At 38.7% G+C, this 14,982-nt stretch carries 11 protein-coding genes; all 11 read right to left on the bottom strand.

Annotation, left to right across the window (positions count from 1 at the left end; translation table 11 throughout):
- Positions 1-94: 94 nt before the first annotated feature.
- On the bottom strand, positions 95-1,708 hold the full coding sequence (locus DRB05_RS21450) for a hypothetical protein (RefSeq protein ID WP_128728720.1): 1,614 nt from the start codon (positions 1,706-1,708) through the stop codon (positions 95-97).
- A gap of 594 nt (positions 1,709-2,302) precedes the next feature.
- Entirely contained in the window at positions 2,303-3,913 is a 1,611-nt protein-coding gene (locus tag DRB05_RS21455; RefSeq protein ID WP_128728721.1) for a hypothetical protein, read from the bottom strand.
- 542 nt (positions 3,914-4,455) lie between these two features.
- A complete protein-coding gene (locus DRB05_RS21460; RefSeq protein WP_193554593.1) occupies positions 4,456-6,576 on the bottom strand; it encodes a YjbH domain-containing protein in 2,121 nt (706 codons plus the stop codon).
- A 203-nt stretch (positions 6,577-6,779) separates the two neighbouring features.
- The gene (locus DRB05_RS21465; protein WP_128728722.1) at positions 6,780-8,741 is read right to left on the bottom strand and encodes a nucleoside-diphosphate sugar epimerase/dehydratase; all 1,962 of its coding nucleotides are present in this window, start codon (positions 8,739-8,741) and stop codon (positions 6,780-6,782) included.
- Positions 8,742-8,881: 140 nt separating this feature from the next.
- Entirely contained in the window at positions 8,882-9,436 is a 555-nt protein-coding gene (locus DRB05_RS21470; RefSeq protein WP_128728723.1) for a sugar transferase, read from the bottom strand.
- Between the two features lie 21 nt (positions 9,437-9,457).
- Positions 9,458-10,363: an NAD-dependent epimerase/dehydratase family protein gene (locus DRB05_RS21475; protein WP_128728724.1), complete on the bottom strand. Its 906-nt coding sequence runs from the start codon at positions 10,361-10,363 to the stop codon at positions 9,458-9,460.
- 7 nt (positions 10,364-10,370) lie between these two features.
- A complete protein-coding gene (locus tag DRB05_RS21480) occupies positions 10,371-11,177 on the bottom strand; it encodes a glycosyltransferase family 2 protein (RefSeq protein ID WP_240036282.1) in 807 nt (268 codons plus the stop codon).
- Between the two features lie 32 nt (positions 11,178-11,209).
- Positions 11,210-12,160 (bottom strand): hypothetical protein, encoded by a 951-nt coding sequence (locus DRB05_RS21485; protein ID WP_205125746.1) that lies wholly within the window; start codon positions 12,158-12,160, stop codon positions 11,210-11,212.
- 316 nt (positions 12,161-12,476) lie between these two features.
- Positions 12,477-12,950 (bottom strand): acyltransferase, encoded by a 474-nt coding sequence (locus tag DRB05_RS21490; protein WP_128728726.1) that lies wholly within the window; start codon positions 12,948-12,950, stop codon positions 12,477-12,479.
- The gene (locus DRB05_RS21495; protein ID WP_128728727.1) at positions 12,950-14,164 is read right to left on the bottom strand and encodes an oligosaccharide flippase family protein; all 1,215 of its coding nucleotides are present in this window, start codon (positions 14,162-14,164) and stop codon (positions 12,950-12,952) included. Before DRB05_RS21495 ends, DRB05_RS21490 begins: the two co-directional genes overlap by 1 nt.
- A 321-nt stretch (positions 14,165-14,485) precedes the next feature.
- Positions 14,486-14,959 (bottom strand): hypothetical protein, encoded by a 474-nt coding sequence (locus tag DRB05_RS23060; RefSeq protein WP_240036284.1) that lies wholly within the window; start codon positions 14,957-14,959, stop codon positions 14,486-14,488.
- Positions 14,960-14,982: the final 23 nt, after the last annotated feature.

Consider the following 14,982-nt stretch of genomic DNA (forward strand, 5'->3'; position numbering starts at 1 on the left):
GTTAATTTTGGGAATATGACTTGATAAGTAAATTATTAAGCGTGAAAAAAGCCGCGTCTCCGCGGCTTAACTGATTGGACTAATCATACTTTACTTAGCTGCCTGTTACAGTATCACAAGCTACTGAAACATCGATGATTTCATCTGTTCCATCGGGTGTGATAGACGCTGTAAATGGTGCTGAAATTCGAGGATCTACTCTGACAGCGTATGATGCGATATCACCGTTAAGTGCTGACAGTGCAAATGTACCGTCACCGTTATTCGCAGCTGTGCGGAATGGCTTAGTAGTGCTTGATCTATATTTTACAATCGCACCTGGAATAACTTCTGTTACCGTTGTATCGTTAGAACAAACAGCTCTAACAGTTACATTTTCGTTCACAGTAGTTTGAATTGGGTTTGCTAGCGTGATCGCAATTGGGCCATTACATACCTGAACTTCAGCATTTGTTGATGACGCATTCCCCCACACGTTACCTGCAGCATCACGGATAACTACACGTGCTGTTGCGGTTGAGCTAATACCATAACGCGCTGAAGTACTAGCTGAAACAACGGTTTTTGACGTAGCACCACCGCGTAAATAGCTTGATACGCTCGCATCAGCAGAGGTCATACTCACATATAGACCTGAACTCGGAACAGTATCGCCAGTCACATTAACAGTAATACCTTGCGTACAGATTGGAACTGAACGAGACAGTGTAAAAAACGTAAGGTGGTCGGTTTTAAAAGAGGCTTTGTAAGCCGTACCTTCAGCGTTTAACGCACCAACGGTTGCTTTATTCGTTTCTGATTGCCATTTTCCGGTATCTTCATTATTTGAAGAGACATCAAACATATCTCCCGTCTGAATTGTTCTATCACCAGAAGGTGCTAAAGTTGCGACGGGAAGTGAAACAGAAACGTCGATCTCTTGACTAAATTGCTTGATCTTAGTTCCGTTATTATCTTGCATAGTAACATTGCTTACACCAACAGGTTTTTTAACGCTGGTTGTACTACCAGCACTCAAGCCTGCTGGTAAAACAGCTGAAATCTTGCTAGACGTGGGATCCGCAGAGCCAACCGTTAATGATACAGAAGTACCTGTGACAGCATTACCATTTGCATCTCTTAGCTGCACGCCCGCAGGAATAGAAACATCAGAACTTGCATTACCTTTTGCAGCCACAGCAGTAACAGGAGATGCTGTTGTTGCGTTAGTAACACTTTCAGAAACACTTACTTCAACAACTTCATCACCACCTTTCGACACAAGCGCCAATTCAGCTTCAAGGGTAGCCTCTGAGTCTTCGTTACTTAAGTCAATATCAAAGCTCTTTGAAAAGTAACCGTCAGCAGTTACAACAGCCGTTACAACCCCGACATCAGCTCCTTCTTTTACGGTAAATGTGTAGCTACCGTCTTCTGTTGTAATTTGAGTTATTGCGTCACCGTCGACATTAACCAAACTCGAAGCTGGCTCTCCATCCTCAAAAAAGGCAATTGTCGCTGGTGCAACTATATCAACTGTATCAACGTCAACTACATTGCCACTTACAGCAAATGCTAAGGCCGCAGGGGTTTCTGGCGCCACTATCACCGGATCAGTTGGGTCGGGCGGTGTCACTACTACATTATTATCGTCATCGCTAAAACAGCCTGACAAAGCTAAAGCTGAAGCCACAGATAAAGCGAGTAAAGATTTTTTGTTCGAAATCATGATTGGTCCTTGTTCCCTTTTTTGAAAGCGCCAAGCAGCGCTAACGCGCGTTTTAGTACATCGAAATTTAAATATAGAAAAGGTTTAAGGATTGTCCAGTTTGGAAATAAAATTTTTTAACTGACTAAAGACTTAAAATTTTGAACGACTTTATAACACTCTAGATATTCGAAATACGCGCTCAAGTGACTGACCTTAACACAGCGCTTTCATGACTATAGCTCAGCCTAAATTCGGCTTCTAATCTAGCCCATCAACAAGCTTTTAAGTGTTACCAACTCGAAATAAGGCAGAGCGATATCGGTGTGTTGAATTTGAAGCTAGTGCTTTTTTGGTATTTGCATGAATGACTTTGGTTGTGATTCAACAACACTAAAATAGAGGGTGGCAAGATCGTTTAGACGTTCAGTAATTCACTAAATTAAATTGGGTTTAAGTGTGACTAAACAGCTCGAGTAGATTGTGAGGTACTTCAATAGAGTAAATAATACCCGCATAATTCTCAGTGGCAGAGCTACTGTAAAAAAATAAGCCCTGCTTACCAAAGCAGGGCTTATTATATCTAACTTGTAGTCAGCTTATAAGCTAAGGCTATTAAGAACCTGTAACTTCTTCACAAGCCATTTTTAGCTCTTGGTTAGCAACTTCAGTACCAGCTTCAAAAGTGAATGATGTCGCCTGATCTTCTGCAGTTTCTAGTGACAATACGTCAATGCTCACTGTGTACGTCTCACCAACAACTAGGTTATTTAATGAGTATGTACCTTCAGCATTTGCAGCAAGGTATGTTGCCTTGTCAGCACGGCGGTAAGTAACCACTGAGTTTTGTACTGGAACAGAAACCGACTCGTCATTAGAGCAAACGCCCGTCAAGTCGAAAGATGCTGTTGTGTACTCAACCGCTGGCGCTTCTAACGTTACTGCAACAGCTTCACCACATACTGCTACTTCATTTTCAGAATCAAACCACACTGTACCTTCTGCGTCACGAAGTACAATACGCGCAGTAGCGTCAGCGCTTACATTGTTTTTACCCGCGTTCTCTGCAGTGTAAATCACTTTAGACGTTGCGCCTGAAGCGATAAACTTAGTTGCATTGATATCAGATGACTGAACGTCAACAAATAAGCCGCCTGCTGGTACGTCACCAGTGATATTTACAGAAACATCATTGTTACATACGGCAACTTCATCAGTTGCGGTGAAGAATGTAAGGTGATCTGTCATAAATGAAGCTTTGTAAGCCGTGCCAGCGTCGTTTAAAGCACCAACAGTAACTTCATTATTAGTCTCTTTAGTCCAAACGCCTGTATCTTCGTTATGAGATGAAAGGCCTAAAACATCGCCAGTTTCAACAGCGCGGCCTTCAGATGCTAGTACAGTATCTTTTGGAATAGAGATTGAGATAGAGATTGGGTTGCTGAACTTTTTGATCTTAACGCCATTCTCATCAGTCATTGTTACGTTAGCAACACCGACTGGAGCTGCTAACGTCGCAGCGCTATCTGCATTCAGTCCTTCAGGAAGCACTGCACCGGCAGCTGAAGATGTAGGATCAGCAGAGCCAACGTTAAGTGTTACTTTTGTACCAGTGATAGCTTCACCGTTTGCGTCACGAAGTACAACACCTGCAGGAATTACTACGTCAGCACCAGCTTTACCTTTTGCAGCAGTTGCTGTGATTGCAGCATCTACAACACCGCCTTCAACTTCAGTTTCCACAACTTCTTCAACTGTTGAATCAGTATTTTTAGAAACAAGCGCTAATTGAACCGCCACTTCAGCAACATCTTCTTCCGTAGTAAGATCAATATTAAAGCTCTTTGAGAAGTAGCCATCAGCGGTTACAACAGCTGTAATTTGAGAAAGCTCTGCACCTTCTTTAACAGTAAATACAAAGTTACCTGCTGCACCAGTTTCAACTGTTGCCGTTACTTCGCCTTTGGTATTTACGATATTTTCAGAAGCTTCGCCGTTTTCTAGGAAAGCGATTTTAGCTGGAACAATGTTAGTGCTATCTTTATCAACAACGCTACCACTCACAACTAGAGAAAGTGCATCAGGTGCTTCTGGCGCTACTACTACTGGATCTGTAGGCTCTGGTGGCGGGATAGTTACGTTATTGTCATCGTCACTGAAACAGCCAGAAAGCGTCAACGCAGAAGCGACTGACAGCGCAAGAAGAGATTTTTTGTTTGCAATCATGATTAGTCCTTGTTTTCTTTTTCATTAACAACGCCACGTTAGCGCGTTAACACACAAAAAAGCTCCATTGCTAGGAACGGAAGCTTTAAATTAAAAATTTGTATGGTAGACAGGGACTAAGTCATTCCCTGACCCGATTCAACGTGAGCTTTGCAGTCAACTCTATGACCAAGATATAAACAGCCCACGATGACCCTGCTAATCTATCACAGTAAAGCGTTAGATCCAACCGCTTGATTTAGTTTAAAAGTAGGATACCGTTGGTACACTAAATACACAATGAATGAAGTGAAATTTATCGTAAATAATCGCAACATAATGGTTATTTATTAACGAGGCATAAATTGTAAATGTGTAGCTATCGTCACGAGATAAAATTAAAAAGAGAATCGCGACCCGTAACCACGGTTTACTCCGTAAAAACACACCAAAACACCACTCTCGTAGCGGCGGGTTTATCCCGCGATAAGCGCCCCGCGACACAAAGTCACCGCTACGAATAGGTAATTCCTAGTTATTGTAGACTTACCTGTGACCATCTCTTATTTATAGGTCAAATACACTTCTCTTAGTCGAGCCAAGTTACTATATACATAGCTGCTCGATAAACGCCCTTGGTTTAAGAATGTTTTATCAATATTAACCGGCGTGTTAACTAAATGACCTCGACCAATTGCAATGGCATTTGTTGATTCACCAATTCGCGTACTTGCAGCATGACGCCACGCCTCATTTCCTTTAATTTGACCATAACGTGTTGGTGCCATGTCTTTTCTAGGTGTAAGTGGAATGCTAAAAGATATACCTGCGATTTGCACATCGGTATCTTGCGCAAATATCGACACGTAGCTATCACCAAACCAGAAGCGCGTTTCTAATTTAACACCACTATCCTCATAAAAGAATCGACCTGCAGTTGCGTGAAAACTGACATCTTGCTCAACCCAGTTATAACGATAAGACAAGGTTTGATAATCCTTATCTAAGTCATAATCATCGTACTCAAAGTATCCAAGCTCTGCTGAAAATTGATGACGACCATTGCCACTCAACCAGGTTGTTTCGTTCTTAATACCTGTGTAATCATTAAACTCTTTAAAAAAGCCGATATGTGTTTGGTTATAAATACCATAAGGCAGTGCAAATGTTTGATAGATAGTCGCTTGTGTTAAGCCACTTTGTTTAGCCAAACGGCCAAATGCCTTACCATCATCGTAGTCACTCGTATTGGCAACTTCAGTTTCGGCACTTAAATTAATACCACCGCCATACCACATTGGTACATCAACATCAGCTTTTAAAGCGAGTGAGAAATCATAAACTCCCAGCTCCGTTGCCAACCTTGAGTCCAGTGCAGGACCAACGGTTAACCTTGGTTTAAAGTACGCGCTATTTGCCTTTGGCATACCAACCCAAGACACACTACCAATTGGGTCCATTTCGCCTCGACGAATATCCATATCAGGTGTAGTGCCAGTATTTACAAACTCTCTATAGTTATTAATGTGGCCTCTAAGTGCCAACATTGGAATACCACGGTTTAGCAATTGAACAGTAAACTGCGCGTTCGGCTCGTTCACATGTTCAGCAATACGACCTAATACTAAGCCAATTGCATCTATGTCGTTGCGATTAAAAACATAGTTTTCAAAACTCACGACAACATGAGGGTCTCGATTAAAGCCAACACTCACCGACTCAAAGCCATCTTCCAAGAGTGCCGCTTTTAAAGCGCGCGTTTGCATTGTTAGAGACTTTTTATATTCATCACGCTCTGTGACTTCTTTTTTCGCTTCAGGAAGAGGTTTACGGGCGAGACGGCGCTGCTCCTCATAATGAGCTTTAAATGCCGCTTCTCGCTCGGCGTCTGCATCAAGCGTTGGCGCTGGAGCTGCTTCTAAGGGGTCATTTAATGTTGCCTGCTCAAACAAAGGCATAGAGAAGTTTACACCCCAAAAAGTGTCTTTTTCAGCGTGATCGGTATTACTGTAAAACTTACTGGTAAGCGTTAAAGTACCTACATCATAAATCCATGCTTTTGGTACTGTTAAGCGCAAACCGGCATTAACTGCATCAGCATCATGTTCCACTTGTACAGCTAGCCAGTCTAGTGGCTGCCACTCAATACCCGCAAATGCACCATCCATTTGCCCTGTTGCGCGATCGCTTACCGCAAAACCTGCAGAGAATCTAAAGTCGTTCCATTCACGAGACCCTGCCAAATAATAGGTTTCATAATTGTTAGCCGCACCGCCGAGGTCTTTACCCCCTATTGCTAAGTTAAACCACTCTTTAGGCACAAAAGGGAGTTGGTATTTAAGATTAAAAGAAAGGTCACGGGTCTGCTTTTCGGCTTTTATCTCAGCGTTAAATAGATTGTCATGCATCGAACTTGCAGCTATTTGCCCACTTACTTCTAAGCCATCAAACAGTCCAGCAGCAAAAATATAATTATGCCCATCAACATACCTCTCACCACGAAGATCTAGGTTATTATTGTAACCAATATCTATACTTCCCTTTTTAAGTACCTCAGCAGTAGGGGTATTAAAAATACCAGTGTACCCCGCAAATGCAGTGTAGTTATTTATTTGGGTATCAGCTAAAACAGGTATGCTTGCAAGTGCAATGCTACCTGCAAGAATCGTATTTATTTTTGACATGTGCGCAGACCGATTTTTATTTTCAATTCTTGAATTAAGTGTGAAAGAGCAAATTAACAAACTCAGCCACCGTTATAAGTATTATGTAGATATCCTACAATGAAGTATAGAAAAACCCAACTTCGTAGCAGCGGGTTTAGCCCGAGAAAGATCGTCGCGACATAGAGTCGCCGCTACGAATGTATAACCCCGCGATAAGCATGTTACACGTTTCTAAAGTTAACCACTTTCAGCTCGGACTCACGCTCGACTTCAAGTACTTGGCGTTTTTCATTCCACACCAAATCACAAATACCATCTGTAGGATTAAAACCTGTAGGTGCTTCTAGCAACAATTTACGAATAAGTTCATGATCAAAATTATGACAAGCCGTGTCCATTGCACTCATAAAAGACTCTAGCTCTGCCATCGGTAGTTTTACCTCGTTGGCCGTCATGATCCGTGGATGAGAGGTTTCTTCTACATTGTCACCAATCAATAATTCTTCATATAACTTTTCACCTGGTCGCAATCCTGTACATTCAATTTCAATATCACCATGAGGGTTGGACTCTGATTTAACCTCTAAGCCAGAAAGGTGCACCATTTTGGTCGCTAAATCCTTGATCTTAACAGACTCTCCCATATCTAGCACAAATACGTCCCCCCCCTTACCCATGGCACCCGCCTGAATAACTAACTGCGCAGCTTCTGGTATGGTCATAAAAAACCGGGTGATATCTTTATGCGTTAAGGTAATTGGTCCACCTTCTTTAATCTGCTTACGGAATAGAGGCACAACTGAACCGCTAGAGCCAAGTACATTACCAAAACGTACCATGCAAAAGCGGGTATTTTTAGACGTTACTTTACTTTCAGCCAAGGCTTGTAACACTAACTCTGCCATACGCTTGGTTGCACCCATTACATTTGTGGGGCGCACCGCTTTATCTGTAGAGATTAATACAAAAGTCTCTACTCCCGCGTTAATAGCGGCTTTAGCTGTGTAATAAGTACCAAATACGTTATTACGAACACCCTCAACAACATTTTGCTCTACAAGCGGTACATGCTTATAAGCTGCGGCATGATAGACAGTTTGCACCCCGAAGGCTTTCATGCAAGTTTCAATACGGTTGATACGTTGCACCGACCCCATCACTGGTACTATTTCCAATGATACACCTTTATTTAATGCAAGCTGATTCAGCTCCTTTTCAATGCTATATAAACCATACTCGGACACCTCAAAAAGCACCAACTTTTTAGGTCCATTTAATATGATTTGCCTACACAGTTCAGAGCCTATAGAACCGCCTGCACCGGTTACCATAATGACTTTATCTTTTATATTTGCAGCCATCAGCTCTGTTTGTGGCGCTACAGGGTCTCTGCCCAGTAAGTCTTCGATTTCGACTTCTTTTATATCATTAAGCTGCGCTTTACCGTCAATAACGTCTGCCATACCTGGCACTGTCATCACCTCGAGCGGTAGTTTTTCTAACTTAGTGAGTATTTCTTTACGGCGAGAGCGCGATACGCTTGGTAAAGCAAGCAAAACCTTATTTACTCGCTTTTTATCTATCAAATTATAGATTTCGTCAAAGGCGACAACGGGGATCCCCTGGATAATCGCATTATGTTTGGTAGCGTCATCGTCTAGATACGCCGTAACATAATAGTCAGGACCTGTTGCTAGCGCAGTAGCTAACTGCCGGCCTGCATCTCCAGCGCCATAAATAACCACTGGGGTTTTAGTAAATGAGGTTAATCGCCAAATAAGTGCTCTTACTAAAATGCGCGAACCACCCACAGAAAGTATCATCAACCACGCATAAATAAAGGGCATAGTACGAGGAATGGCGGTTTGCGTAAAAAATGAAGACAACACTAAAATCACGGTACTAATAACTGTACCAAGCACAACAGCACCGACTGCATTAGCCCCAACGTAACGGAGTACAGCGCGATACAAACCAAGTTTTACAAATATCACCAAGCTAATGGGAAGTAATAACGCGAGGATTAACCAGTTATTTAAATTAGCCAATGGTGCAAAGCTATCGAGGCGAACAATAAGCGCTAACCAAAAGGCTGAGACTATAAAAACTGAATCTAATACGAGCGTGAGAAGTCGTTTTTGGCTACGAGAAGCGCCAAGTAAAGCGCGAAACCAACTATCCATTGTGTTCCCTTTTTATTCCAATCCGAATTAAAACCGCAGACGAACTAAAGCATAGTACATGTTGCAGTATACACAAAAGTAGCAAAAATGTATGAGGAAAATATGAAGAAGCTTAAGTTTAAGACAGAAAGTATCTTAAACTAGTGTTTACCAACTCGATCTCCTGACCCACTGCCAGTTACCGTCATTACTATATATTTAAAATAGTTAGCCACTGTCAAAGTATCAATCATTTTCCTGTCTGTTGTCGCAAGTAATTCAGGGGTTGACATATCGATTTCATTCACCTGCGCGAGACCAGTAATTCCAGGCCTAACCGAATATATGTCTTTAGCTTCTCTCGCATATGTGAGCTCTTCTTGATTGTAAAGACCAGGACGAGGACCTACCAAGCTCATTTCACCTTTAAGTACATTCCAAAGTTGTGGAAGCTCGTCTAGTTTTGTTTTGCGAAGAAAATGCCCAAATGGTGTAATAGAAGAGGTACTCGCAAGGTGACTTGCCACAGAAGCGGTATCTACTTTCATCGTTCTAAACTTAACTAAAGTAAATGGCTTTTTATTTCTACCAACTCGCTCTTGAGTAAAAATTGGAGAACCCGTATCAAAGAGGCCAATAATGTATAAAATAACCAAGAAAGGAAATGCGAATAAAAGGCCAAACAAGGCAAATAAAAAGTCGAGTAAACGTATCATTTATATATCCATTAGTTCATATTAAAAACAGCGTCGAATACCTTCATCAATAGTGACGGGTGGCTCCCAGCCTAATATTCTTTTCGTGTGTTCGATATCCACAATTAAAGAGCTCGAAAGCTTTTCTACTGTAGATTTTTTTCCAACGATAGCTGCTGCTAGATTCAAAAAGAAAGTTGGGATAGGCAAAAGTCTTGGCTTATTACCTGAACTTATGATTAACTTTTTCAACAGTTCAGATGTCGATATAACTTCGTCATCACTTATTAAAAAGCACTGGCCTTTTGCTTTTGGGTGACTTACACAAACTATCAGCAAGTCCACTACATTATCTAGCGCTGCATAACTTCTGTGATTGTTAATTGCTCCCAAAGGTAGGGGGTAATTATTTTTGGCGACCTTTAATAACGTACCAAAGTTTCCTGGAGCATCTTTTCCGTAAATTAATGGGCTTCTGATAATAACTATTTCCATTCCAGTTTCTACGCTAATCCTTCTAAGTTCAGACTCAACGCTAAGCCTAATTTTGGAATTATAGTCTAATGGGCGAAGTTCTGTATTAATATTAATGTGAGTTTGGCTACCATATACATTAATCGTATTTAAATAGATGAAGCGTTTTACCCCAGCTTTAGCTGCTTGTTCCGCTAAGCTCACTGTTGCAGCAAAATTCACACTATAGAGATAGTTTTCATCTAAGTTATATCTATGCGCTGCGGAAGCCAGATGAACGACTACAGAAATATTTTTTAGTACAGAAGAAAAGTCTCTATTGCGTGAGTCTGCAAAATCCCTTACTTTAAGCCAATTCTTTGCACCAGGCGCTATTTTTTGTTGCGTAAGAAAGGAAAAACCGCTTGTACGAGGATCTCTTGCCAAGGCTTTACCTACAAAACCATTCGCTCCCGTTACTAATACTTGCTCCATCCTAAACCTACTTAGTAAACTGGACTTTTGATATGACTACTTTCACTATAAAAACATATAGTTTGCTGTTCTTCTTTTTTAGTAAACTTAAAAGGGTAAATAATAATGTATTTAAAAAAGCCACAAAATAGTTAACACCCTCCAAATTATACAGTATATATAGATATGATTGGAAAGCATCTTTTTTATTCGACGATAAAGATGCGTTGTGAACTCTATAACTTGCCAACACTTCCCCCACATTGTACGCGAAATCAAACTTTTTAAGCATATTCAACCAAAGTGCAAAATCATGTCTCTTCTTAGTTTCTGGGAAAAAGAACTTTCCGAATTTATCCACATCATAAACAACTGTCAAACAACCAATAAAGTTCGACTTCAACATCTGCTTATAATTGACTTTTATAGGCGAAAAAATAGGTGTGTTATTTTTATCATTATAAAACTGTTTATAGTCCGAGTAAGTAAAGCCAACATTATTCTTTTCCATAAATTCAATATGGACGCTAAGTTTGTTCGAATACCAAAGATCGTCAGAATCAAGAAAGGCGATATACCGTCCTTTAGATTCTTTTATCGCAATATTCCGACTACCTGCACCGCCTAAATTAGTATCATTATTGATTAATTTTATACGTTGATCTATTAAATACGGAGCGACCACTTCCAAAGTTGAATCTGAAGAGTTATCGTTTACGATAATCAACTCCCAATTATCGTACGTTTGATTCAAAACCGAGTCTATTGACTCCCCAATAAATTCACCAACATTATATGCTGGCATAATAATACTAACTAGTTCTTTACTATTCACACTTCATCTCCACTACTTTTAAAAGACTCAACTTATTTTGAAAATACCTTTCCAACATCAATAAACTTACCGAGAACACAAACAGAGAAAAACAACATAAAGATAGGATCTAATACATAAAGTATGTTCAGTGGTGATTCAAACAAGTTAAGCAACAAATATGGAAAAACTACACAACACAATACGTTTAACTTTACATTCGGATTCATATGATAAGCAAGAGACCTGTATAGTAAAAAAATATATACCGGAATAATAATTAATGAAAATGGAAACAAAGGAGTGTAAAAAACCGATGATATTATTCCTGGAGACGCTCCTGCTCTTTCTGCATGATTTGTAAAAACTACCATATAGTTCAAACGATTTACTGTATTTATAAGTGAGGAATCAAAGTTATCCAAAGGAAGTATTAACGAAAATCTGTTATATAAAGTAGACGTAATTGCATCTATTATCTCACTTGAGTAGAAAACCCCATTTAATGACTTCTGCAATATAATTACAGCAGAGAAAAGTCCCGTTGACATTCTTGGAAATAGAATATCACCATAACTTTTTACAAACGCCAAACCTTCGTCTGTCATTAAGTAATCATACCCTACCTTATTACCTATACCGATAAAAAGTACAGAAACTACTACAACTGGTATAAGAATGATCGCAATTAAAATATATCGCCAATTGATATTACGAAAAGACAGTAGATAAAAATTTGGTTTTAATAACATACATAACAGAATTGGAATTGCCAGAACATGTAAAGATGAATTCACAGACAATACGGAAGCAGCGAATATTAGCAGTAAAGTGAATTTGCTCTTTCTCCCTAATTGATTACCATTAATTATATGAATCAACATTAAGGCTACAATGAAAAACATTAAAGGTTTAATAAAGAAAAGTAAAGAAACAAGAGGCCCAGCATTGGAAAGTCTATTTACATGCCTAAAGCTAGATGTAAAGTTCAACGAAAAATTCACACTTAAAGCAAGATATAAAAACGATAACAAAGTTATCAAGTAGAAAATAAAACTTGAGTTAAACCTTGGGAAATTTATAAAAGAAATTCTTCCAAAATAATAAAAACACAAAAACACCAACAATGTAAACAAAGGGAATACAATCAAGAATGAGGAGTACAGTCCACCATCGAAATTATAATAGTTCATATATCCTTTTTCAAACATAGGGTAAAAAATCAACCCAGGAAGATAAGTAATACATAAGAAAATAAAGAATGATTTAAAACAATTATAATTAAGTGACGTCATATTTTTACTGAAACCCTTAAAGCAGTTATGCTTTATAGTTTTTAATTACAACTGCAGGACAACCAGCAGCCACTGAATTACTAGGGATCGATTTAGACACAACGCTATTAGCCCCAATTAAAACGTTATCACCAATAGTTACACCAGGGCAAATAAACACATTGGCTCCAATCAATACATTATTTCCTATATTTACACTCGATTTTTTTTGTTTCTTAACTCCTTCCAAAATAAACGTAGAAGTATCTAATGTTGATGTATAAATTTTAACATTATGTCCAATCGAAACATCGTTACCAATAACAAGCTCTGTTTCTGCCTGAAGGTTTATATAAGAATAAAAGCTTATGTAGGTATTCGCTCCCACTTCCATACGACCATTTCCATTTATTCTTATTAGAAACCCATTGAACCTAAAGCCTTTAGGCAATTTATACTTTTTATAATAACCTCTATATACAAAAATTTTAAAAAAAAGCGTAAGAAATCGATAAAACATTACAACCCCTTCAACAACTGATTAGTGTATGTTATGCAAAAGAACAACTGAATAACCATACCGGTTAATATAGATAAAGCCATACCTACAACACCTTCAGTAAGCAAAAATGTAGAAAAAACACCTGCAACTCCAACTAAAGAGCTAAAGAAAACCGCCATATTCTTTTTCAAATAGTTCATATATCCCATGAAAAACTTACTCATCCCAAAAATTAAGTATGCCGAAGTCAATATTGCAACCGTAGAAAACAGGTTAGGGTTTTTCTCCAGATAAAATATGAAATATAAAATGTACTGTGCAAAAAGCATTGTAAGGCCAATTGGGATAACCAAAATCAGCTTTGGTAAGTTCTTTCTATAATATTTTAAAAGCTGTTCATCATTACCGCTACACTTTCGAACTAAAAAAGCTCCCCAAGAGGATGCAAAATTATTTACTATAAAAAGAGTTGTAGAAGATATTAATGCAGCTACGCCGTATGAAGTTAAAAGCTCGGGAGTCGTATTACCTAATATTAATTTATCTCCGACAACTAAAAATGACATTGTTAATGAACTTAATACTATCGGAGCTCCATAGCTCAAAGATAAAATTAGCTTTTTCTTGAAATCATTGAAAAATCTAGGCAGCCCTACATCTTTCACAAATGAGTAATAACAAATACTGGAAAAAAGCATACTAGATAATGAGATTATATAGAATGCACTCTTTAAGTCCCCAAAGTGAAAATAACTCAAAACTAAAACCAATGAATTTATAGATGTATATATTAAGAATAACGTACCATACTTCAGAAATAATTGCGTAACCCTATAGTAACCCATTATTATTAAAGAGACAGAATTAAAGAAACTTATCGTGAGAACACTAAACAAGATATCATAGTCAACATTTATGACATGGATGAATGACAAAAAAGTTGAAAAAGAAGCAGTTACAAGAAGAACCACTGGCATCAAGATAAATATTTTCTCATTCACCAATTTAAAGTATTCATTTTCGCTTAAGCTAAATCTAAAGATCACAACAGCCATCGTTGAACCAAATGGCATAATATTGACAAAAAGGAGCATTAAACTTTGATAATAGGTAAAACTACCAAAGTCAGTATTATGTGCATTTGCGGCCAAGTAAAAGTGACTCAAGTAAGTTATACACGAAGCCAATATACTAACTAGGGATGTTTTCCCAAGAATTGATATAAAGTTCATCTGTGACTTATTGCTTCAACGTTTCAAAGTGGTCTGGAATTTTGTCATTCCAAAAATAACAAAATAGCACATATCGACTTCCCATAGTTATTGGCTTACCTCTATGTATACCTTTGGTATCCGCGAAAGCGATAGTCCCCTGTTTAGCTGTAAATTCAGTTATACTCTTCCCTGTTTTATTTAGATAGTGATTCACTTCTGACTCACTAAAACGGTATTGACCAGGAGTAAAATAATTTGAAAAGTATGACTTCAATACATCTCTTTTTGAATGTGATTGCTTAATATATTGAAATGGTCCATTATTTTCATCTACATCACTTAGGTAGCAATAGCCTTGAACTGATGAGTTATTGGTGAATCTCTATGCCAGCCTCCACCCGAGCCTAAATTGCCGTCTTGAGCATCAATTCTAGCCGCGAGTAACATTCCCTCAGGTTCTCTTGTACCTGTGTACTTAGCTAGGATTTTTCGGATTTTAGGGTTTTCATAAAATCTATTGAACTCTTCGTCGATCTCATTGACAAAGTAAACTCGGTGGTCAGCCCCTTCGTCATCAATCCATACATTTGTAGAATTGCTTGCTATCAAGTCATCGATTTTATTACGTAAATTAAGGCATTCCTGAGCTGTAAAAAAGTCATGTTCAACCGCGATGCCTTCAGATTTGAGGCTATTGATAGCATTCAAGACCCCATCTGCTTCTTTGCCTGTTTTTAGGCTATTTATCAATAATCGATATCTTCGAATGATTATTTCTGCAAGCTCTTTTAGTAAAACAATTACGAATTTCATTATAAAACCCTATAGTATCAAAC

Source organism: Pseudoalteromonas sp. A757 (assembly GCF_004103285.1).
GTDB lineage: Bacteria > Pseudomonadota > Gammaproteobacteria > Enterobacterales > Alteromonadaceae > Pseudoalteromonas > Pseudoalteromonas galatheae.